The 22,007-nt window shown below is 68.8% G+C and carries 18 protein-coding genes; 13 read left to right on the top strand and 5 right to left on the bottom strand.

Features of this window, described 5'->3' with window-relative positions; all coding sequences use genetic code 11:
• Window positions 1–52: 52 nt before the first annotated feature.
• The 8 genes from ACGLHS_RS17285 (at window position 53) to ACGLHS_RS17320 (ending at window position 12,229) form a co-directional block, all read left to right on the top strand.
• Entirely contained in the window at window positions 53–1,444 is a 1,392-nt protein-coding gene (locus ACGLHS_RS17285) for a GspE/PulE family protein (protein ID WP_394481626.1), read from the top strand.
• A 22-nt stretch (window positions 1,445–1,466) separates the two neighbouring features.
• Window positions 1,467–2,705: a type II secretion system inner membrane protein GspF gene (gene gspF / locus ACGLHS_RS17290; RefSeq protein ID WP_093245347.1), complete on the top strand. Its 1,239-nt coding sequence runs from the start codon at window positions 1,467–1,469 to the stop codon at window positions 2,703–2,705.
• 22 nt (window positions 2,706–2,727) lie between these two features.
• On the top strand, window positions 2,728–3,627 hold the full coding sequence (locus ACGLHS_RS17295) for a 5'-nucleotidase (RefSeq protein ID WP_093245344.1): 900 nt from the start codon (window positions 2,728–2,730) through the stop codon (window positions 3,625–3,627).
• Window positions 3,628–3,765: 138 nt separating this feature from the next.
• Entirely contained in the window at window positions 3,766–6,027 is a 2,262-nt protein-coding gene (locus tag ACGLHS_RS17300) for a phosphocholine-specific phospholipase C (RefSeq protein WP_394481629.1), read from the top strand.
• Window positions 6,028–6,158: 131 nt separating this feature from the next.
• Window positions 6,159–6,344 (top strand): hypothetical protein, encoded by a 186-nt coding sequence (locus tag ACGLHS_RS17305; protein WP_093245339.1) that lies wholly within the window; start codon window positions 6,159–6,161, stop codon window positions 6,342–6,344.
• 28 nt (window positions 6,345–6,372) lie between these two features.
• Window positions 6,373–8,631, top strand: a complete 2,259-nt coding sequence (locus ACGLHS_RS17310) for a phosphocholine-specific phospholipase C (protein ID WP_394481631.1) — start codon at window positions 6,373–6,375, stop codon at window positions 8,629–8,631.
• A gap of 20 nt (window positions 8,632–8,651) precedes the next feature.
• Window positions 8,652–10,043, top strand: coding sequence for an 8-oxoguanine deaminase (locus tag ACGLHS_RS17315; protein ID WP_394481633.1), 1,392 nt, complete (start codon window positions 8,652–8,654; stop codon window positions 10,041–10,043).
• Between the two features lie 179 nt (window positions 10,044–10,222).
• Window positions 10,223–12,229, top strand: a complete 2,007-nt coding sequence (locus ACGLHS_RS17320) for a lipoxygenase family protein (RefSeq protein WP_394481635.1) — start codon at window positions 10,223–10,225, stop codon at window positions 12,227–12,229.
• Between the two features lie 39 nt (window positions 12,230–12,268).
• Here the strand turns inward: ACGLHS_RS17320 and ACGLHS_RS17325 are convergent, their stop codons facing one another.
• Genes ACGLHS_RS17325 through ACGLHS_RS17335 form a run of 3 tightly spaced genes read right to left on the bottom strand, consistent with a single transcriptional unit; the run spans window position 12,269 to window position 14,471 of the window.
• Entirely contained in the window at window positions 12,269–13,555 is a 1,287-nt protein-coding gene (locus tag ACGLHS_RS17325) for a c-type cytochrome (protein ID WP_394481637.1), read from the bottom strand.
• Between the two features lie 14 nt (window positions 13,556–13,569).
• Window positions 13,570–14,286, bottom strand: coding sequence for a c-type cytochrome (locus ACGLHS_RS17330; protein ID WP_394481639.1), 717 nt, complete (start codon window positions 14,284–14,286; stop codon window positions 13,570–13,572).
• Window positions 14,283–14,471 carry a DUF2970 domain-containing protein gene (locus ACGLHS_RS17335; RefSeq protein ID WP_394481641.1) on the bottom strand — a complete coding sequence of 63 codons (189 nt, stop codon included), beginning with the start codon at window positions 14,469–14,471 and terminating at the stop codon, window positions 14,283–14,285. The genes ACGLHS_RS17330 and ACGLHS_RS17335 overlap by 4 nt, the downstream gene beginning before the upstream one ends.
• A 100-nt stretch (window positions 14,472–14,571) precedes the next feature.
• On the opposite strand from ACGLHS_RS17335, the gene ACGLHS_RS17340 reads away from it, so the two are divergent.
• Window positions 14,572–15,990, top strand: a complete 1,419-nt coding sequence (locus ACGLHS_RS17340; protein ID WP_394481644.1) for a PLP-dependent aminotransferase family protein — start codon at window positions 14,572–14,574, stop codon at window positions 15,988–15,990.
• An 18-nt stretch (window positions 15,991–16,008) separates the two neighbouring features.
• Here ACGLHS_RS17340 and ACGLHS_RS17345 read toward each other — a convergent pair whose 3' ends face one another.
• On the bottom strand, window positions 16,009–17,262 hold the full coding sequence (locus ACGLHS_RS17345; protein ID WP_394481646.1) for an MFS transporter: 1,254 nt from the start codon (window positions 17,260–17,262) through the stop codon (window positions 16,009–16,011).
• Between the two features lie 125 nt (window positions 17,263–17,387).
• Here ACGLHS_RS17345 and ACGLHS_RS17350 point away from each other — a divergent pair, with 125 nt between their 5' ends.
• Both ACGLHS_RS17350 and ACGLHS_RS17355 read left to right on the top strand, forming a co-directional pair.
• A complete protein-coding gene (locus ACGLHS_RS17350; RefSeq protein ID WP_394481648.1) occupies window positions 17,388–18,287 on the top strand; it encodes a DapH/DapD/GlmU-related protein in 900 nt (299 codons plus the stop codon).
• 22 nt (window positions 18,288–18,309) lie between these two features.
• Window positions 18,310–18,762, top strand: a complete 453-nt coding sequence (locus ACGLHS_RS17355) for a GNAT family N-acetyltransferase (protein WP_394481650.1) — start codon at window positions 18,310–18,312, stop codon at window positions 18,760–18,762.
• A 15-nt stretch (window positions 18,763–18,777) separates the two neighbouring features.
• On the opposite strand, the gene ACGLHS_RS17360 is transcribed toward ACGLHS_RS17355, so the two are convergent.
• Window positions 18,778–19,602 carry a GntR family transcriptional regulator gene (locus ACGLHS_RS17360; protein ID WP_394481652.1) on the bottom strand — a complete coding sequence of 275 codons (825 nt, stop codon included), beginning with the start codon at window positions 19,600–19,602 and terminating at the stop codon, window positions 18,778–18,780.
• Window positions 19,603–19,732: 130 nt separating this feature from the next.
• Here ACGLHS_RS17360 and ACGLHS_RS17365 point away from each other — a divergent pair, with 130 nt between their 5' ends.
• Entirely contained in the window at window positions 19,733–20,605 is an 873-nt protein-coding gene (locus ACGLHS_RS17365; RefSeq protein ID WP_394481654.1) for an oxaloacetate decarboxylase, read from the top strand.
• 1 nt (window position 20,606) lies between these two features.
• On the top strand, window positions 20,607–22,007 hold the full coding sequence (leuC, locus tag ACGLHS_RS17370; RefSeq protein WP_394481656.1) for a 3-isopropylmalate dehydratase large subunit: 1,401 nt from the start codon (window positions 20,607–20,609) through the stop codon (window positions 22,005–22,007).

Below are 22,007 nucleotides of genomic sequence, written 5' to 3' on the forward strand. Positions count from 1 at the left end.
TATCCTCCGTTTCAACGACGCCATCCACGCACACGCCCCGCCGACCCTGCCCATGCGCTATCCCCTGCCCTATGCCTTCGCTCGCAGCCAGCAATTGCTGCTCGAAGAGGCCGACGACGGCCGCTACACGCTGTGGATGTCGGCCCAGCCCGCACGCAGCGCGGTCGGCGAGGTGTCGCGCAAGTACGGCGTACAGGCCTTCGAGGTGCTGGCCGACGGCACGCTGGCGCAGCGCATCAGCGCGGCCTACGCGCAGGGCGAATCGAGCGCCGCCGCAGTGGTGAGCGAAGTGCAGAACGACGCCGACCTCTCGCGCATGATGCAGGAGCTGCCGGCAGTCGAAGACCTGCTGGCCAGCGCCGGCGACGCGCCCATCATCCGCATGCTGAACGCGCTGCTCACGCAGGCCGCGCGCGACGGCGCCAGCGACATCCACATCGAGCCCTACGAGCGCACATCGTCCGTGCGCTTTCGCATCGACGGCACGCTGCGCGAAGTGGTGCAGCCCAACCGCGCGCTGCACGCCGCGCTGATCTCGCGCCTGAAGATCATGGCCGACCTCGACATCTCCGAGAAGCGGTTGCCGCAGGACGGGCGCATCTCGCTGCGCATCGGTACGCGCGCGGTCGACGTGCGCGTATCGACGCTGCCGAGCGCGCATGGCGAACGCGCCGTGCTGCGCCTGCTGGACAAGAGCGAATCGAAGCTCACGCTCGAATCGGTGGGCATGCAGGGCGACACGCTGCAGCGCTTCGAAAAGCTCATCACGCAGCCGCACGGCATCATCCTCGTGACCGGCCCGACCGGCTCGGGCAAGACCACCACGCTGTATGCCGCGCTGGCCCGGCTCGATGCGACGCGCAGCAACATCATGACGGTGGAAGACCCCATCGAGTACGAGCTGCCGGGCGTGGGCCAGACGCAGATCAACGCCAAGATCGAACTCACCTTCGCCAAGGCCCTGCGCGCCATCCTGCGGCAAGACCCCGACGTGATCATGATCGGTGAAATCCGCGACTTCGAAACCGCGCAGATCGCCATCCAGGCGTCGCTCACGGGCCACCTCGTGCTGGCCACGCTGCACACCAACGATTCGGTCAGCGCCGTCACACGGCTGACCGACATGGGCGTGGAGCCCTTCCTGCTGAGTTCGTCGCTGCTGGGCGTGCTCGCGCAGCGCCTCGTGCGCAAGGTCTGCACGAGCTGCGGCGGCGCCGGCTGCGATGCCTGCGGCCAGACCGGCTACCAGGGCCGCACCGGCATCTTCGAGTTGCTGGTGGCCGATGAAACCGTGCAGGGCCTGATCCACAGCAAGGCGGCCGAGAGCGAACTGCTGCAAGCCGGCGCGCGCGGCGGCCTGCGCCTGATGCGCGAAGACGGCGAGCGGCTGGTGCAGGCCGGCATCACCTCGCGCGCCGAGCTGTTGCGCGTCACGCGCGACTAGCGATTAGCGTTCCGGCCCCGCCATGCCCGCCTATTCCTTCGAAGCCATCGATGCCAGCGGCCAGTCGCGCGAAGGCGTGCTCGAGGCCGACACCGCGCGCAGCGCCCGCAGCCTGCTGCGCGCGCAAGCGCTGATTCCGCTGTCGGTTACGCCGGTCGGCAGCGATCACATCAACGGCACCGGCGAACGCAGCGGCCTCGGCCGATGGCTCGGCGGCGGCAAGCGCGTCTTCAATTCCACCGGGCTTGCGGTGTGGACGCGGCAGCTCGCGGGCCTCGTGTCTTCGGGCCTGCCGCTCGAACGCGCGCTGACCGCGCTCACCGACGAAGCCGAGTCCGAGCCGCAACGCAACCTCGTCGCGTCGCTGCGCGCCGAGGTCAATGCGGGTTCGCCTTTTGCGCGTGCGCTGTCGGCGCACTCGCGCGAGTTCTCGCCCATCTACACGGCCGTGATCGGTGCCGGCGAGCAGAGCGGCAACCTCGGGCTGGTGCTCGACCGCCTCGCCGACGACCTCGAAGAACGCCAGGCGCTGCAGCAGAAGCTGATCGGCGCGGCGCTGTACCCGGCCATCGTCACGCTGGTGGCCATCGTCATCGTGATCTTCCTCGTGAGCTACGTGGTGCCGCAGGTGGCGCAGGTGTTCGCGGGCACCAAGCGCTCGCTGCCCTTCCTCACCACCGTGATGCTGTCGCTGAGCGCGGGCGTGCGCAACTACGGCTGGTGGATGCTCGGCGCCGTGGTGCTGATGGCCATTGGCGCGCGCTTGGCGCTGGCTCAGGAAGCCTTTCGCATGAAGTTCGATGCCGCGTGGCTCAAGCTGCCGCTGGTCGGCAAGCTTGCGCGCGGCTACAACGCGGCGCGCTTCGCGAGCACGCTCGCCATGCTGGCCACGGCCGGCGTGCCGATCCTGCGGGCGCTGCAGGCCGCCTCCGAAACGCTGGGCAACCGCGCGATGCGCGCCGACGCGCTCGACGCGCTGGTGCTGGTACGCGAAGGCGCGCCGCTGGCCTCGGCACTGGCGCAGAAGAAACGCTTTCCGGGCCTGGTCTCGATGTTCGCGCGGCTGGGCGAGCAGACCGGCACGCTGCCGCTGATGCTGCAGCGCGCGGCCAACCAGTTGGGCGCCGAGGTGCAACGCCGCGCGATGCACCTGGCCACCATCCTCGAGCCGCTGCTGATCGTGGCGATGGGTGGCGTGGTGATGCTGATCGTGCTGGCCGTGATGCTGCCGATCATTCAACTCAACCAGTTCGTCAAGTGACAACGGCCAGGAAGCAGAACGCATGCCGGTAACGCTCGAAGACAAGCTCGTGGTCGCGATCTCCTCGCGGGCGCTGTTCAACCTCGAAGAAGAAAACCGCATCTTCGAGGCCGGCGACAACGAAGGCTACATGCGGCTGCAGCTCGACCGCATCGACGTGCCGGCCGCGCCCGGCATCGCCTCCTCGCTGATCCGCAAGCTGCTGCGCTTCAACGAAGACGGCGTGCAGCGTGTCGAGGTGGTGATCCTCTCGCGCAACGACCCGGTCTCGGGCATGCGCATCTTCAAGTCGAGCGCGGCCGCCGACATCAAGCTGCAGCGCGGCGTGTTCACGCAGGGCCGCCCGCCCTTCGGCTACCTGCGCCCGTTGCGCGCGCACCTGTTCCTGTCGGTCAACGCGCAAGACGTGCGCGAGGCGCTGGCCGCGGGCTTCCCCGCCGCGCGGGTGCTGGTCGAATCGGTGAAGGCCAGCGATGCGTGGCCGAACGAAGTGCGCATCGCCTTCGACGGCGACGCGGTGCTGTTCTCGGACGAGGCCGAGCGCGTGTTCCAGGCCGAAGGCCTCGACGCCTTCCAGGCGCATGAACTCAGCAAGGCCGACCTGCCGCTGCCCGAAGGCCCGTTCAAGCCGCTGCTGGCCGCGCTGCACCGCCTGCAGCTGGCCGGCAATGCGCAGATGCGCATCCGCACCGCGCTGGTGACCGCGCGCAGCGCACCGGCGCACGAGCGCGCGATCCGCACGCTGATGAAGTGGAACATCCGCGTCGACGAGGCCATGTTCCTCGGCGGCCTGCCCAAGGGCGAGTTTCTGCGCGAGTTCGAGCCCGACTTCTTCTTCGACGACCAGACCGGCCACGTCGATGCGGCATCGCTGCACGTGCCCGCCGGCCATGTGTCCAGCGGCATCAGCAACGAGCCCTGAACGCGGCGCGATGCCGCGCCACGTTTTCGTTGCGGCTGTTGTTCCGGTCCGTCGATGGGCATGGCGCTGTCACGCCCATGGCGTAGAACCCGGAATGCCCTGGGCGCCCTGCACGCCACGAACCGACGGAGCACGACCATGACCTCACGCCGCCAATTCCTCACAGGCACCGCCACCACGGGTGCCGCCGCGCTGGCGCTCTCGGCCTTTCCGCCGAGCATCCGCCGCGCCCTCGCCATTCCCGCCAACAACAAGACCGGCACGATCATGGACGTCGAGCACGTCGTGATCCTGATGCAGGAAAACCGCGCCTTCGACCACTACTTCGGCACGCTGAAGGGCGTGCGCGGCTTCGGCGACCGCTTCACCATTCCCCTGCCCAACGGCCTGAGCGTGTGGCAGCAACTCGACGACGCGGGCCGGCAGGTGGTGCCCTACCACCTCGATGGCACCAAGGGCAACGCGCAACGCGTGAGCGGCACGCCGCACACCTGGATCGACTCGCACAAGGCCTGGGACGGCGGCCGCCTGTCCCAGTGGCCGCGCTTCAAGAAGGTGAGCAAGACGGCGCCCTTCACGCAGTCGATGGGCTACCTGACGGAGGCGGAGCTTCCGTTCCAGTTCGCGCTGGCCAACGCCTTCACGATCTGCGACGGCTACCACTGCGCGATGCACACCGGCACGCACGCCAACCGCGCCTTCCACTGGACCGGCACGAACGGCCCGACGGGCGCGAATGTGGCCTACGTGAACAACGTCAACAGCTGGGCGATGACCGGACCTTCGACCGAGGGCTACGAGTGGAAGACCTATGCAGAGCGCCTGCAGGAGGCGAACGTCAGCTGGCTGGTCTACCAGAACATCTCCAACAACTACGGCTGCAATCCGCTGCTGGGCTTCAAGCCCTACCGCAAGGCGAACGAAGCATCCGCCAGGCCGGTGAACTCCACCGACGCCCAGGGAACCGCACACGCCTATGCACCCGGCGACGATGCCGGCAACCCGCTCTACAAGGGCACCGCCAACACGCTGCCGGTGGCCGACCAGGCCGCCTTCGACGCGGGCGCGATCTTCGATGCCTTCCGCGCCGACGTGAAGGCAGGCCGGCTGCCGCAGGTGTCGTGGATCATTCCGCCCGACGTGTACTCCGAGCACCCCGGCCCATCGAGCCCGGTGCAGGGCGCATGGTTCATCCAGCAGGCGCTGGATGCGCTCACCGCGGTGCCCGAGGTGTGGAGCAAGACCGTGCTGTTCGTCAACTTCGACGAGAACGACGGCTACTTCGACCACATGCCATCGGCCTCGGCGCCTTCGCCCATTCCATCGGCCGACCCCGCCGTGAAGGCCTTCGCGGGCAAGACCACGATGTCCGACGCGGACCTGGGCTGCGAGTACTTCAACCACCCGCCACCGCCGGGCGTGCCCACCGCCCAGCCCAAGCCCGACGGCAATGTCTACGGCCCCGGCATGCGCGTACCGATGTACGTGATCTCGCCCTGGAGCCGCGGCGGCTGGGTCAATTCGCAGACCTTCGACCACACCTCGGTGCTGCGCTTTCTCGAAGCGCGCTTCGGCGTCAAGGAGACCAACATCGGGCCGTTCCGCCGCGCGGTCAACGGCGACCTCACGAGCGCCTTCAACTTCGCCACGCCGAACGGAGAACTGCTGCCCACACTTGCGGGCCGAAAGACCAAGGCCGAGGCCGACCGGTTGCGCGCCGAGCAGGACACCCTGCCGCAGGTCACGCCACCGGCCGATGGCAAGCTGCCAGTGCAGGCCACGGGCACACGGCCTTCGCGCGCTCTGCCCTACGAACTGCATGCGAGCGCCAAGGCCGATGCGGCTGGCGGCACGCTGCAGCTGCTGTTCGCCAACACCGGCAAGGCGGCCGCCGTGTTCCATGTGTACGACAAGCTGCACCTCGACCGTCTGCCGCGCCGCTACATGGTGGAAGCGGGCAAGTCGCTCGACGACACCTGGGCCGCCATGGCCGACGACGCCGGCGCCTACGACCTGTGGGTGCTGGGGCCGAACGGCTTTCACCGCCACTTCAAAGGCGACCTCGCCACGCTGAACAAGGCCGGTGCAGCCCGCCCCGAAGTCCATGTGCGCTACGACATCGCAAGCGGCAATGTCCACCTGCGCATGCGCAACGACGGCAGGCAGGCCTGCACCTTCACCATCGCGGCCAAGGCCTACCGCACCGATGGCCCGTGGACCGCAACGGTGAATGGCGGCGCGGCCACTGAGCGGCACTGGAGCCTTTCAGACAGCGGCCAGTGGTACGACTTTGCCGTGACCTGTGACGCCGACCCCGCCTACTACCGGCGCTTTGCGGGCCGCATGGAAACCGGCAGGCACACCGTGAGCGATCCGGCGATGGGCATGGCCGACCTCTGAGCCTCGCCATGCATCGCTGACGGAGCGGAAAGCGCACACAGCGTGCGCTTACGCCTCCACATTGAAGGGGTCATCTCGATGTCACCCGGGCTGACTAGCCTCGGCGCCACAACATCGAGAGAGGATTTCCCATGCGACTCATCACGTCGCGCACGCATCACGCGTGCGCGCTGTTCTTCATTGCCTGCGCGCTTTCCGCTTGCGGCGGCAGCAGCAACAGCGTCGGCCTCCCCAACCCGCCCGTCGCGGGCACGCCAGACCCCACGCCTCCCGCACCGGACACCGGCGTCAAGCCCGAAAAGCGCTGCGCCCCCTGAGCGCCCGAAGAACCACAACGAGAAGTCCATGAATTCACGCCGCAAATTCCTCACCGGCACGGCCACCACGGGCGCCGCCGCGCTCGCACTCTCGGCCTTTCCGCCGAGCATCCGCCGCGCGCTCGCCATTCCGGCCAACAACAAGACCGGCACCATCGAAGACGTCGAACACATCGTCATCCTGATGCAGGAGAACCGCTCCTTCGACCACTACTTCGGCACGCTGCCGGGCGTACGTGGTTTTGGCGACCGCTTCACCGTTCCGTTGCCGGGCGGGCGCAACGTCTGGCAGCAGAGCGATGCCGGCGGCAAGATCGTGCTGCCCTACCACCTGGACCAGACCAAGGGCAACGCACAGCGAACGACCGGCACGCCGCACACGTGGGTCGACAGCCAGGATGCCTGGGACGGCGGCCGCCTGTCCCAATGGGCACGCCACAAGACCACCGCCGGCATGGGCTATTTCAAGGAAGCGGAAATACCGTTCCAGTTCTCGCTGGCCAACGCCTTCACGCTGTGCGACAGCTATCACTGCGCCATGCACACCGGCACCGACGCCAACCGCTCGTTCCACCTGACCGGCTCCAACGGGCCGGCCGCGCAGGGCGTGGCCTTCGTCAATAACGAATGGGACTGGCTCGACGGCCGCACCCCGGCGGTGGACACCGGCTACACATGGAAGACCTACGCCGAGCGGCTCGAAGAGGCAGGCGTGAGCTGGATCTGCTACCAGAACATGCCCGACGAATGGGGTGACAACATGCTCGGCGCCTTTCGCCAGTACAGGCGCGCCAACCGGGCCTCGCCCTTCCCGGTCTCCAGCGGTGGGAAGCCCAACAAGCCCTATTCCGACACCGGCCAGGCAGTGCCCTATCACGCCTACGACCCCGCCAGCGACAACCCGGGCAACCCGCTCTACAAGGGCATCGCCAACACCTTGCCGGGCAACAAGCCCGAGGAATACCTCGACGCGTTCCGGCGCGACATCAAGGCTGGCCGCCTGCCGAAGGTGAGCTGGATCAACGCGCCCTCGATCTATTGCGAACACCCCGATCCGTCCAGCCCGGTGCAGGGCGCATGGTTCCTGCAGGAAATACTGGATGCGCTGACGGCCGTGCCCGAGGTCTGGAGCAAGACCGTGCTGCTGGTCAACTTCGACGAGAACGACGGCTACTTCGACCACGTGCCGTCGCCGTCCGCGCCCTCGCGGATCGACCCCACCAACCCCCAGAGCCCCATCGCGGGCAAGACGACGCTCGCCGACGCCGACATGGCGCACGAATACTTCACCCAGCCAGCGCCGGCGGGCAGCAGCTCGCAGCCCACGCCTGACGGCCGCGTGTTCGGCCCCGGTCCGCGCGTGCCGCTGTATGTGCTCTCGCCGTGGAGCCGCGGCGGCTGGGTCAACTCGCAGGTGTTCGACCACACCTCGGTGCTGCGCTTCATCGAGGCTCGCTTCGGCGTGAAGGAGCCGAACATCTCGCCCTACCGCCGCACCGTGTGCGGCGACCTCACGAGCGCCTTCAACTTCGCGACGCCGAACAGCGAGGCGCCGCCCACGTTGACCGGACGCAAGAACAGGCCCGAGGCCGACCAGTTGCGCATCGACCAGGAAGCGCTGAAGCAGGTGCCGCTGCCACTCGACCCGCAACTGCCGCGCCAGCCCACCGGCTCGCGGCCTTCCCGCGCGCTCCCCTACGAGCTGCACACCAGCGCGCTGGCCGATGCGACCGGCGGCAAGCTCAAGCTGCTGTTCGCCAACAGCGGCAAGGCGGCTGCCGTGTTTCATGTCTACGACAAGCTGCACCTGGACCGACTGCCGCGCCGCTACGTCGTCGAGGCCGGCAAGACGCTGGACGACACCTGGGCCGCCATGGCCGACGATGCCGGCGCCTACGACCTGTGGGTGCTGGGCCCCAACGGCTTTCACCGCCACTTCAAGGGCAACCTCAACACCCTGCGCGCAGGCGGTGTGGCGCTGCCCGAGGTGCGCGTGTGCTACGACATCGCCAACGGCAACGTCTACCTGAACATGCGCAATGACGGCAAGGCCGCATGCAAGTTCACCATCACCGCCAAGGCCTACCGCACCGACGGCCCGTGGACCGCAACGGTGAACGGCGGCGCCAACATGGACCAGCACTGGGCGCTTGCGGACAGCGGCCAGTGGTACGACTTCGCCGTCACCTGCGATGCCGACCCCGCCTACTACCGTCGCTTTGCGGGCCGCGTGGAAACCGGCAAGCACACCGTGAGCGATCCGGCCATGGGGTTGCCCGACCTCTGAGCGCGGGCAAGAATGCCGGCATGCTGATCCTTCGACATGCCGACGTTCTGGTCACCATGGACGCCGCGCGGCGCGAAATCGCCGACGGCGCCGTGGTGTGCGACGGGCCCGCCGTGGCCTGGGTGGGGCCCACGGCCGAGTTGCCCGCCGTGTATCTCGACGCGCTGCGCAACGGTGGCGCCGAAGCCATCGACATGCACGGCCATGTCGTGATGCCGGGCCTGGTCAACACGCACCACCACATGTACCAGAGCCTCACGCGCGCCGTGCCCGAGGCGCAGGACGCCGAGCTGTTCGGCTGGCTCACCAACCTGTACCTGCTGTGGGCGCGCATCACGCCCGAGATGATCCGCGTGTCGACGCAGACCGCGATGGCCGAGCTGATGCTCTCGGGCTGCACCACCACCAGCGACCACCTCTACCTGTTTCCCAACGGCTCGAAGCTCGACGATTCGATCGAGGCGGCCGATGCGATGGGCATGCGCTTCCACGCCGCGCGCGGCAGCATGAGCGTGGGCCGCAGCGCCGGTGGCCTGCCGCCCGACGAGGTGGTCGAGACCGAAAAAGCGATCCTGCGCGACAGCGAGCGCCTCATCGGCCGCTGGCACGACGCCTCGCGCCACTCGATGCGCCGCATCGTGCTCGCGCCCTGCTCGCCGTTCTCTGTCTCGCGCGACCTGATGCGGCTGTCGGCAGAACTCGCGCGTGAGCGCGGCGTGTCGCTGCACACGCACCTGGCCGAGAACGACAACGACGTCGCCTACTCGCGCGAGAAGTTCGGCATGACGCCGGCCGAGTACGCCGAAGACCTGGGCTGGGTCGGCCGCGACGTGTGGCATGCGCACTGCGTGAAGCTCGACGAAGCCGGCATCGCGCTGTTCGGCCGCACCGGCACCGGCGTGGCGCACTGCCCCTGCTCCAACATGCGGCTGGCCTCGGGCATTGCGCCCATCGGCGCGATGCGCCGCGCGGGCGTGCCCGTGGGCCTGGGCGTGGACGGCAGCGCATCGAACGACGGCGCCCACATGCTGGGCGAAGCACGGCAGGCCATGCTGCTGCAGCGCGTGGGCTACGGCCCGGCGGCGATGACGGCACGCGAGGCGCTGGAGATCGCCACGCTCGGCGGCGCGCGCGTGCTGGGGCGCGACGACGTGGGGGCGCTGGCGCCGGGCATGTCGGCGGACGTTGTGGCCTTCGACATGCGCGGCGTGGCGCATGCGGGTGCGGGGCATGACCTGGTGGCGGCGCTGGTGTTCTGTACGCCGGGTTCGGTTGCGTTGAGCGTGATCGATGGGCGCGTGGTGGTCCGCGGCGGCGACTTCATGGGCCTGGAGCTGGCACCGCTGCTGGCACGGCACCGGACGTTGGCGCAAACGCTCTACGAAAACGCGCGACATCCACACACTGCCTGAAGAAGGGCTCTGGTACTGCGGATGTGTACCTTCGCCCTCAGTACCGACCCTCATTGCCAATTCAAGGGCCGCTCCGCAGAATCCGCCCACTAAATAGAACGAGCGTTCGATTTAGTGGGCCGAATCCATCCCCCTCCCGTCTTCGGCTCCCCACACCCACAACAACAGGGACCCCTTCGATGAAGCGCAGAGACATCCTCAAATGGTCCGCCTCGGCGGGCGGCCTGGGCCTGCTGGCCGGCAAACCTTCGACCGCATCCGCGGCCCTGCCGGTGCTCAAGCCCACGTTGCCGCAGAAGATCGATCCGATCAGCGCCACGCTGCGGCGGCTCGAGCTGGTGGGGCGACAGGCCACCTACCTGTGGACCGAATCGCACATCAACCTTGCCGGCGTGCCGATGGGCGCGGTAGTGCCGCTGAGCGAGCTGCCGGCGGTCGAGCATCAGTTGAAGACGGTGGCGAAGGCGGTCGAGGCGGTGATCAATTTCGCGGCCTCGTTCGCCACCAGCACGCTGGCGTCGAACAACCTGCAGACGCTCGACAACCTGCGCACGCGCATCGCCGGGTTGCAGGCCAGCTTCGACCAGCTGGCCGCGCAGAACGCGGGCCTGCTCACGCTGCCGGCCGCGGTGCTGACGCTGCTGGGCACGCTCGCCGGCAGCGTGGGCGACATCACCACGCAGCTCAAGCAGATCCACCAGGACCTGCTCTCGCAAGGCCCGCTGGGCGCGCTCAACGGGCCGAAGACGCTCGCGCAGTACGACGCGCTGTTCGTCACCATCGACAAGCCCGCGATCTCGCAGATCCTGCATGACAACGACCTGTTCGCGTACATGCGCGTGGGCGGGCCCAACCCGATGCTGCTGCAGCGCGCGACGTCGCTGCCGACGAAGTTCCCGCTGGCCGACGCGCAGTACCGGCAGGTGATGGGCAACGACGACAGCCTCGCCGATGCGGCCGCATCGGGCCGGCTGTACCTGCTCGACTACGTGGGCCTGGGCGACATGGCACCGACCGGCCCGGTGACCAAGCCGCTCACGGGCACGAGCTATGTCTACGCGCCGGTGGCACTGTTCGCGCGGCCGAAGAACGGGCGCTCGCTGGTGCCGGTGGCGATCCAGTGCGGGCAAGACCCGGCGCTGTATCCGATCTTCCTGCGCGTGGACGACACCACCAATGCCGAGGCCTACTGGGGCTGGCAGTCGGCCAAGACCACGGTGCAGGTGGCGGACTTCAACTATCACGAGATGTTCGTGCACTTGGGCCGCACGCACCTGATGTCCGAGGCCTTCGCGATGGCCACGCAGCGGCAGTTGGCAACGGCGCATCCGCTGAGCCGGCTGCTTTCGCCGCACCTCGAAGGCGCGATGTTCATCAACGAGTTCGCGACGCTCATCATCATGGCGCCGCTGACCACGGGCGACGTGATCCTGACCGCGCCCATCGAGACGCTGCAGCAGCAGTGCGGCCGCGACCGGCTGGCCTACGACTTCTACGCCAGCATGCTGCCCAACGACCTGCGCACGCGCGGCGTGGACGATGCCGCCGCCCTCCCCGACTACCCCTACCGCGACGACGCGCTGCTGGTGTGGAACGCCATCGCGCAGTGGGTCGGCGACTACGTGGCGACCTACTACCTGAGCGACAGCGACGTCACCGGCGACTACGAGCTGAATGCCTGGGCCACCGAGCTGGCGACCAGCGGAAAGATCAAGGGCTTTCGCGCGATCACCACGCGCGCGCAGCTGGTCGACGTGCTGACCGCGATCATCTTCAACGCGAGCGCGCAGCACGCGGCGGTGAACTTCCCGCAGTACTCGGTGATGACCTACGCGCCCTTCAGCGCGGGCGCGGGCGGCACGCCGGCCCCCACGGGCAACGCGGGCCAGAGCGAGGCGAGCTGGTCGCAGATGCTGCCGTCGCGGCTGGCGGCGCAAGAGCAGATCCTGCTGTTCCACATCCTGGGCGGCGTGTACTACCGGCCGCTCGGCGAATACAAGGACAACGCCTTCCCGCACCTGCCGGTGCTGCTGGACCCAGCCATCGCCGGGCCGGGCGGGCCGCTGGAGCGCTTTCGCAATGCGCTCGGCGTCATCGAGAACACCATCGGCCAGCGCAACACCGCGCGCTCGCGGCCTTACGAGCATCTGCTGCCGAGCCGGATTCCGTCGAGCACCAACATCTGACAGACCGCCAACGGCAGCCCGGCGACCCGGTGCGGCGGCTCAGCGCCGCATCGTGTCGAGTTGCGTGACGGGCGCGCTGTTGTTGCCCCACGAGCCGCGGATGTAGGTCAGCACCGAGGCCACGTCGTCCGCATCGAGCGTCTGCCCGAACGGCGGCATGCCATAGGGGCGCGGGTTGCCCGGCGTCGAGGGCAGGAAGCCGCCGTGGGCGATCACCTGGATCAGGTTGGTGGGCTTCGCCATGTTCACCGCGCGGTTGCCCGCGAGCGGCGGGTACGCGCCCACCGCGCCCTGCCCCTGGTCGCCGTGGCAGTAGGCACAACGCTGGTCGTAGATCTTCGCGCCGCGCGCCATGGTGCCGGCGTCGCGGCGGATGGGTGCCTTGGTGCCGGCTGTGGCCTCTGCCTTCGGCACGTCGGGCAGGTCCTTCAGGTAGCTGGCCATCGCGGTCAGGTCCGAATCGCTCAGGTACTGCGTGCTGCGAAACACCACATCGGCCATCGGCCCCATCACCGAGCCGCGCGGCGCCACGCCGCTCTTGAGCAGCGACACCACGTCGGCTACCGGCCAGTCGGCCAGGCCCGCTTCATGCGGATCGGTGAGCGACGGGGCATACCAGTTCTCGACCGCGATCAGGCCGCCCGAGAGGCCGAGCTTGGTGTTGGTGGCGCCCAGCGAATTGCGGCTGCCGTGGCAGGCGATGCAATGCCCGAGCCCATCGACGAGGTAGGCACCGCGGTTCCACTCGGCCGGCTTGCCCGCATTGGCGACGAAAGCCTCGGGCTTGAACGAGAGCGCACGCCACACGGCCAGCGCGGCCTGCGTGTCGTACGGAAAGCGCAGGCGGTGCGCGCGGTTCTGCTCCGTTGCGGGCTCGATGCTGCGCAGGTAGGCGTAGATCGCGTCCGAGTCCTCGCGCGTCACCTTGGTGAAGTTCGGGTACGGAAAGGCCGGGTACAGCAGGCGCCCGTCCTTGCTGCGGCCGTTGTGCATCGCGCGCCAGAAATGCGCGCTGCTCCAGCTGCCGATGCCGGTGTGCGCATCGGGCGTCAGGTTGCTCGAATAGATGGTGCCGAAGGGCGTCTCGATGGGCAGGCCGCCCGCATAGGGACGGCCGCCGCGCGTGGTGTGGCAGCCCGCGCAGTTGCCGGCCAGCGCCAGGTAGCGGCCGCGCTCGACCAGTTGGGGCGTGGCGTTGAAGCTCTCGGCCTGCTCGGGCAGGGCATCTTCGCCGCGCAGGTTCATCATCACCAGGGCGCCGGCGGCCAGCGCCGCCAGCACGACCAGCACCAGCGCCACCCATCCGGTGCGTCGCAACAGGCTCATGCGTGCTTCTTTCGTCACTTCGAGGTACCGCCGCAGGCGATGGGCATGGGCGCGGGCAGTGACGCGACGGCCTTCGTGTTGGCCGGCATCGGCTGCGTGGCCAGCCAGCTCGCGACGGCATTGACGTCCGAGGTCCACATGCGGCGGCCGACTTCGGCCATGCAATCGGGCGCCACCGCATGCCGGTCGTTGGTCAGCCAGGCACCGAGCTGCGACGCCACGTACAAGCGCGGCAGGCCCAGCAGGCCGGGGGTGGCGGGCTGCACGCCCGTCAACGCGGCACCGTGGCACTGCACGCAGGCCGGCAGACGGCGCTCCGCATCGCCCTGCAGCGCGAGCACGCGGCCGCGCTCGAGCACCTCGGGCTTGGCGTCGCTCAGCGGCGAGATCGGTGGATAAGGCAGGTCGAGCCCTGCGAAGTACTCGGCCATCTCGCGCAGGTAGTCGTCCGAGAGGTGCTGCACCATGTAGGTCATGTCGCTGTTGAAGCGACGGCCATCACGGAAGCTCACGAGCTGGTTGAACAGGTAGCCGGCCGGCTTGCCCGCCAGGCGCGGAAAGTAGCCGGCATTGGTGGTCGCGCCCTCGCGGCCGTGGCAGGCGATGCAGGCGGCCACGCGCTGTTCGATGGTGTCGGGCACGGTCGTGGGCGTTGCGGCGCCTGCAACGCTCGCCACGCCGGATGCGAGGAGCAGCAGCGCTGCGGCGGCGGATCGAAGGCGCATCCTCATGCGCCGGCTGCGTAGTGCGCCAGGCCCAGCAGGCCCGCGATCAACAGCAGCACCACGACGAAGGCCACACCGATCAGCGGCAGGATGCCGACCTGCGCCGTCCGCTTGTCGGCATCGGCGCGACGGCCACCCAGCCCGATGAAACTCCAGAGAACGGCGCGCAGCGCGCGCATGAGATTCGACATGGGGTCGAGTGTCGCCCAGGCGGGCCCAAAAAAACAGATGCAGATCCGCCTCGATTCACCGGAGCAGATAAAGTCCCCCGCGAATGACAACCACCCCGCGATGAAGCGTTACGAAGCCCTGGCCGCCGACATCGAGGCCTCGATCCGCAACGGCACCCTGAAGACCGGCGACCGCCTGCCCTCGGTGCGGCACACCGGCCAGACCCGTGGCGTGAGCGCGTCCACCGTGTTCCAGGCCTACTACCTGCTCGAAGCGCGCGGGCTGGTGCGCGCACGCGACCGCTCGGGCTACTACGTGGCGGCTGGCGGTCTGCGCGATGCGCCACCGGAATCGACGCTCACCTCCCGCCCCGCCGAAGGCCCGATGTCGCTCGACATGAGCGACCGGGTGTTCGACATCCTCGAAGCCAGCATGTCGCGCAGGGTCGTGCCCTTCGGCTCGGCCTTTCCGAGCCCGCTGCTGTTTCCGCTCGCGCGGCTCGGGCAGTTCATGGCCGCCAGCGCCAAGTCGCTCGACCCGTGGCGCACCGTGGACGACCTCACGCCCGGCAGCACCGCACTGCGGCGCCAGATCGCGCTGCGCTACCTGGCCGACGGCATGCCGGTCGCGGCCGATGAAATCGTCATCACCAATGGCGCGCTGGAGGCGCTCAACCTGTGCCTGTCGGCGGTCACGCGGCCGGGCGACGCGGTGATCGTCGAGTCACCCACCTTCTATGCCGCGCTGCAGGCGCTGGAGCGCATGGGCCTGCAGGCCATCGAGGTGCCGACGCACCCGGGCGAGGGCATCGACCTCGCCGCGCTGGAGCTGGCCATCGCGGCCCACAAGCCGCGCGCCTGCTGGCTCATGACCACCTTCCAGAACCCGCTCGGCAGCCTGATGCCCGACGCGAAGAAAAAGGCGCTGGTCGAACTGCTGGCGCGGCATGAACTGCCGCTGATCGAAGACGACGTGTATGCCGAGCTTTACTTCGGCGACCGGCGCCCTCCCCCGGCCAAGGCCTTCGACACGCAGGGCCTGGTGCTGCATTGCGCCTCTTTCTCGAAGTGCCTGGCGCCGGGGTATCGCATCGGCTGGACATCGGCCGGGCGCTTCGCGCGCAAGGTGGCGCGGCAGAAGCTCACGACCACGCTCAGCACCTCGGCGCCGGCGCAGCTCGCGCTCGCGACCTATCTGGAAAAAGGCGGGCTCGACAAGCACCTGCGCAAGCTGCGCCAGACGCTGGCGATGCAGCAAGCCACGTTTGCGCAGGCGGTGGGGCATTACTTTCCGGCGGGCACGCGCGCGACGCGGCCGCTGGGCGGGTACTTCCTGTGGGTCGAACTGCCGGCGCACGTGAACGCGCTGGACATTCACCGAAGGGCGCTGGAGCGGGGCATCAGCGTCGCGCCCGGCCCGATCTTCTCGGCCACGCGCGCCTTCACGAACTGCCTGCGCCTCAACTACGGCCACGCATGGGACGCGCAAAGCGAACAGGCGATGCAGACGCTCGGCCGGCTCGTTGCCGAAGCCGCCTGAAAAGTCCGGCGCGCGCCTTCAGGCCACGGCAAGCGTGCGCACGCGGCGCAGCCGGAACAGCAGGAAGCTCGCGATGCTCACGTTCACCAGGTTCCAGCCGATGCCGTTCAAGAAGGCCGCGTGGTAACTGCCGGTCAGGTCGAAGACCTTGCCCGACATCCAGCCGCCCAGCGCCATGCCGAACAGCGTGAACATCAGCACCGTGCCCACGCGCGCACCCGCTTCCGCCGGCGGGAAATGCTCGCGCACGATGATCGCGTACGACGGCACGATGCCGCCCTGGAACAGCCCGAACAGCGCCGAGATCACATACAGCGGCACCAGTCCGTCGAAGGGCAGGAACAGCAGCAGCGCCACGCACTGCAGCACACCGCCCAGCAGCAACGTGCGCAGCCCGCCGATGCGGTCGCAGATCACGCCCGACACCAGCCGGCTCACGATGCCGAAGCCCAGCATCAGCGACAACATGATCGCGCCCTGTGCCGGCCCATAACCCAGGTCGCCGCAATAGGCCACGATGTGCACCTGCGGCATCGCCATCGCCACGCAGCAGGCCACGCCCGCCACGCACAACAGGCTTTGCGCCGCGCCCATGCTCAGGCCGAAGGGGCGCGTGAGGTCGCGCGGCCGTGCGGTGCTCGATGCGCTGGCCTTGGCCGTCGCCGGCGCAAGGGCCGGTGGCCGCGCCTTGAAGCACAGCGCCAGCAGCGCCATCGTGACGCCGCAGAAGATGCCCATGCCGATGTAGGTCTGGCGCCAGCCCACCAGTTCGACGAAGTGCTGCGCGATCGGCGGCCACACCGCGCCGGCCAGGTAGTTGCCGCTCGCGCACACCGCGACCGCGATGCCGCGCCGCTTGACGAACCAGAGCGAGGTGTCGGCCACCAGCGGCGCGAAGGCCACCGAACTGCCGAGCAGGCCGACCAGCAATGCCTGCGCGATGGTGAACGACACAATGCCACCCGACATGCCCGTCGCGACGTACCCCACGCCCAGGAACACCGAACCGAAGAGCAGCGGCCACATCACGCCGACACGGTCGGCCACGCGCCCCATGAGCACACCGCCCAGGCCGAAGCCCAGCATCAGCAAGGTGTAGGGCAGCGAGGCATCGGCGCGCGCGATGCCGAACTCGGCCTGCACCGCGGGCAGCATCACCGACACCACGTACATGCCGCTGCTGCCGACCGTCATGATCAGCAGCGTGAGCGCCAGGCGCAGCATGGCGTAGCGCGAATCCGCCTGGTGGGCGGTCGTCTCGTGTGTTGTCATTGTTTTTTGCTCCGCGCCGGGAATGGCCGGCGCATGTCGTATGGCATTCTCGCGGAAGACAGCCGCCGACGCGGTGCCTGCCGTCCTTCCAGCCAGAACACTCCATCAACGTAGAAGAGCTTTCCATGACCATCCAGCGCACCGGCCATCGCTATCGCGACGTCGAGACGGGCAAGACCCTCGACGTCTGGTTTCCCAGGCACGTCACCTTCAACCACCGGCGCTGCCTTGCCGAGAAGGTCGGCCTGATCGCGGGCGACACCATCGAGGTGCGCATCGAATCGCTCGATGCGCCGCCGGCATCGACCGAAGAGGCCTACCTGCGCCTGCACCTTCTGTCCGAACTGGCGATGCGGCCAAACGAGATCAACCTCGAAGGCCTGTTCGGCCTGCTCCAGAACGTGGCATGGACTTCAGCCGGCCCGGTGCTTCCATCGAAGGTCGATGAACTGCGGCACCTGGTCGCATCCGAATACCACCACCTCACGGTGCCCTCGATCGACAAGTTCCCGCGCATGAGCGACTACGTCGTGCCGACCGGCGTGCGCATCGCCGACGCCGACCGCGTGCGGCTCGGCGCGCATCTGTCGCCGGGCACCACCGTCATGCACGAGGGCTTCGTCAACTTCAATGCGGGGACGCTGGGCGAGTCGATGGTCGAAGGGCGCATCACGCCGGGCGTGACCGTCGGCAAGAACTCCGACATCGGCGCGGGCGCGTCCATCATGGGCACGCTCTCCGGCGGCGGCAAGACGAAGAACGCCATCGGCGAGCGCAGCCTGTTGGGCGCCAATGCGGGCATCGGCATTTCGCTGGGCGACGAATGCATCGTCGAAGCGGGGCTGTATGTGACTGCGGGCACGAAGGTCAAGCTGCCGGACGGCAGCGTGGTGCCTGCCAGGGCGTTGTCGGGCAAGTCCGGCCTTCTCTATCGGCGCAACAGCCAGAGCGGTGCGGTCGAAGTGCTGGAGACCAATGCGCAGCGCTGGGGCGGGTTGAACACGACGCTGCACAGCAACGACTGATGCGCGTGAATGAACGGAACGCATGAACGTCGTCTACAGAAAAGCGGTTCCTCAAGACACGCCCGCGTGCATCGACTTGCGAGGCAAGACCCGTGAGAACGCCTTCTCGGTCGAAGAACTGAAAGCCATCGGCATCACGCTGGAGAGCTGGCAATCCGCCATCGCCGACGGCTCTTTGCCCGGCTACGTGGCACAGGTCGATGGCGAGCTGGCCGGCTATTGCTTCGGCGAGCGCGAGACCGGCGAGATCGCCGTGCTTGCGCTGCTGCCGGCGTACGAAGGCAAGGGCATCGGCAAGGAACTCCTCGGCCTGATGGTCGAGGCGTTCAGGGCACTGGGCTTCAAGCGGCTTTTTCTGGGCTGCTCGTCCGATCCGCAAGTCCGCTCGCATGGCTTCTACAGGCACCTGGGCTGGAAGCCCACGGGCGAGATCGATGCGGCGGGCGACGAGGTACTGGAGTACCTCTTGCCCTGACCTGCAGAAGGCCCGCTAGGCCCGCCGCCTGGGCGACGACGAGGGCGGGTGCACGTCGTGCACCACCTGCCCCGCCGTGAGCGTGTTGATCGTCTCACCCGCGATGTCCATGAGGATGCGGCTGCGCTCCGCCGTCAACGACACGGTCAGGTGCAGCACCGGCCGCGCGTCCAGGTCGTGCAGCAGACGCACCATCTTCAGCAGCGGCGCGCCCGTCTCGATCTGCAGCAGCCGCGCGCGCGCGGGGTCGGCCACCTCGGCCGTGATCTCCTGCACCACACGGCCGAACTTCACGCCCTGCGCCAGCAGGATCTCGTAGAGCGCGTGCTTGCGCAACGCGCTGGCCGACACGCGCTTGCCCAGCTGTGCCGGCACCCAGGCGTCGGTGAGCATGACCGGCACGCCATCGATGCTGCGCAGGCGCAGCGCATGCACCGCCTTCTCGCCGGCTTCGATCTGCAGCAGCGCGGCCACATCGGGCGGCGTCTCCGCTTGCGCGACCTCGAGCACCTCGACATCGGTTTCGAGCGCCGCCTTGCGCAGCCCGTCGATCAGGCCGAGGCTGGGCCTTGCGCGCACCTGCGGCAGATCGGCGCGCACGAAGGTGCCGAGCCCATGGCGGCGCTCCACGAGACCAAGCGAAGCGAGGTCGCCCAGCGCGCGCCGCACCGTGATGCGCGACACGCCGAAGCGCTCGCACAGCGCTTCTTCCTTCGGCAACGCGCCGGAGGCATAGACGCCACGGGTGATTTCGTCGCGCAGCACGACGAACAACTGCCGGTGCAGCGAGGTGCCAGGACCACGTTCGAGCGAAGGAGCGGATGTGGGAGGACGTGCCATGGGAGAAGGAAAAACGAAGGTCGAGCATAGCAAGACGCCCGGCCGCGTCCCATGGGTGACTTGCGGATTTCAGTTAGTTGTACTTAGAATATAAACACATAAACTCAAGCACCACGGAACAAGGCCCGCCATGAACCCTTCCCTCACGCTTCGCCAGTTGCTCGACGCGCCCGGCATGGTGATCGCCCCCGGCGCCTACGACGCCATCGGCGCGCGCCTGATCGAACAGGCCGGCTTTGCCGCCGCCTACATGACGGGCGCCGGCACCTCGGCCGCGCGCGGCTTTCCCGACTTCGGCCTGCTCACGATGAGCGAGATGGTCGACAACGCCGCGGTGATGGCGCGCTCGATCGCCATTCCGCTCATCGCCGATGCCGACACCGGCTACGGCAACGAGCTGAACGTGACGCGCACCGTGCGCGAGTACGAGGCGCGCGGCGTGGCCGCCATCCACATCGAGGACCAGGTCTCGCCCAAGCGCTGCGGCCATCTCGACGGCAAGGAGGTGGTGTCGCGCGAGGAGTTCGTCTCGAAGATCCGCGCCGCGGTGGAGGCGCGCCGCAGCAAGGAGTTCGTGGTCATCGCCCGCACCGACGCGCGCGCCATGCTCGGCCTGGACGAAGCCATCGACCGCGCCAATGCCGCGCTGCAGGCCGGTGCCGACATGGCTTTCGTCGAAGCCACGCAGACGCCCGAGGAAGTGGCCGCCGTGCCGAAACGCGTGCACGGCCCCTGCCTGCTCAACGTGGTGCCTGGTGGCCGCACGCCGGTGTTCGACCTGCGCGAAGCCGAAGCCATGGGCTACAAGCTCGCGATCCTGCCGGGGCTGATGCTCAAGGCCGCCATCGAGGCGGGCGACGCGGCGCTGGCCGAACTCAAGGCGACCTTCAAGGCCCCTTCGGTGAACGCCACCGTGGCGCAGACCTTCCGCCGCTTCGGCGCCGACGAGTGGGACGCCCTGCGCACGCGTTTCAACGCGGGCGCCACCATGGAAAGCCGCTGACATGGCCCGCACCCTGTTCGACAAGCTCTGGGACGCCCACGTCGTGCGCGAGCTCGGCGATGGCTGGGCCCTGCTGCACATCGACCGCCACCTGCTGCACGACCTCTCGGGCCCGCCCGCACTGGCCGAAGTGGCCGCGCGCGGGCTGCCGCTGCACGACCCGGCGCTGGTCTTCGCCACGCCCGACCACGCGGCATCGAGCCAGCCCGGCCGCACGGCCGGCACCTTCCCGCTCGGCGGCCGGCTGCACGGCGCACTGCGCGACCTCAGCGCGAAATCGGGCGTGCGCTTCTACGACCTCGGCCAGCCGGGCCAGGGCATCGTGCATGTGATGGGCCCCGAACTGGGCATCGTGCTGCCGGGCCTGACCGTGATCTGCGGCGACAGCCACACCTGCACCAACGGCGGCCTCGGTGCGCTGGCCTTCGGCGTGGGCTCTTCGGAGAGCACGCACGCCCTGGCCACGCAGACGCTGCGCCAGCAGAAGCCACGGCGCATGCGCATCCGCTGCGACGGCGTGCTCGGCACGGGCGTCACCGCGAAAGACCTGGCGCTGCACATCATCGGCACGCTCGGCGCGGCGGCCGGCGTGGGCTACGCGATCGAGTTCGCGGGCGAGGCGGTGCGCGCGCTCGATGTCGAGGCGCGGCTCACGCTGTGCAACCTCACGGTGGAACTGGGCGCGCGCTTCGGCCTGATCGCACCCGACCAGCGCACGGTCGACTGGGTGCGCGGACGCAGCTTCGCGCCCACGGGCGTGGCCTTCGATGCGGCGGCGGCGTACTGGCTCTCGCTGGCTTCGGACGACGACGCCGTGTTCGACCGCGAAGAGGTCATCGACGCCGGCGCGATCGCACCCACCATCACCTGGGGCACCAGCCCCGAGGACGCCATCGCCATCGACGGCACCGTGCCCGATCCATCGGCGGCTGCCGATGCTGCCGGCCGCGGCGCCATCGAAGCCGCGCTCGACTACATGGGCCTTGCGCCGCGCACCGCCATCGCCGGCACGCCGGTCGACTGGGTCTTCATCGGCTCGTGCGCCAACTCGCGCCTGCCCGACCTGCGCGCGGCCGCCGAAGTGGCGCGCGGCCGCCATGTGGCGCAAGGCGTCACTGCGTGGGTGGTGCCCGGCTCCGAGAACGTCAAGCGCGCCGCCGAGGCCGAAGGGCTGCGCGAGGTGTTCGAGGCCGCCGGCTTCCAGTGGCGCGAACCCGGCTGCAGCATGTGCGTGGCCGCCAACGGCGAGCAGGTGCCGCCCAAGGCACGCTGCGTGTCGACCTCCAACCGCAACTTCGTCGGACGGCAAGGGCCGGGCGCACGCACGCACCTCGCGAGCCCGGCGATGGCCGCGGCCGCGGCGGTGACCGGCTGCATCACCGACGTGAGGACGCTGAAATGA

The organism is Variovorax sp. VaC1 (assembly GCF_043658315.1).
Classification (GTDB): domain Bacteria; phylum Pseudomonadota; class Gammaproteobacteria; order Burkholderiales; family Burkholderiaceae_C; genus Variovorax.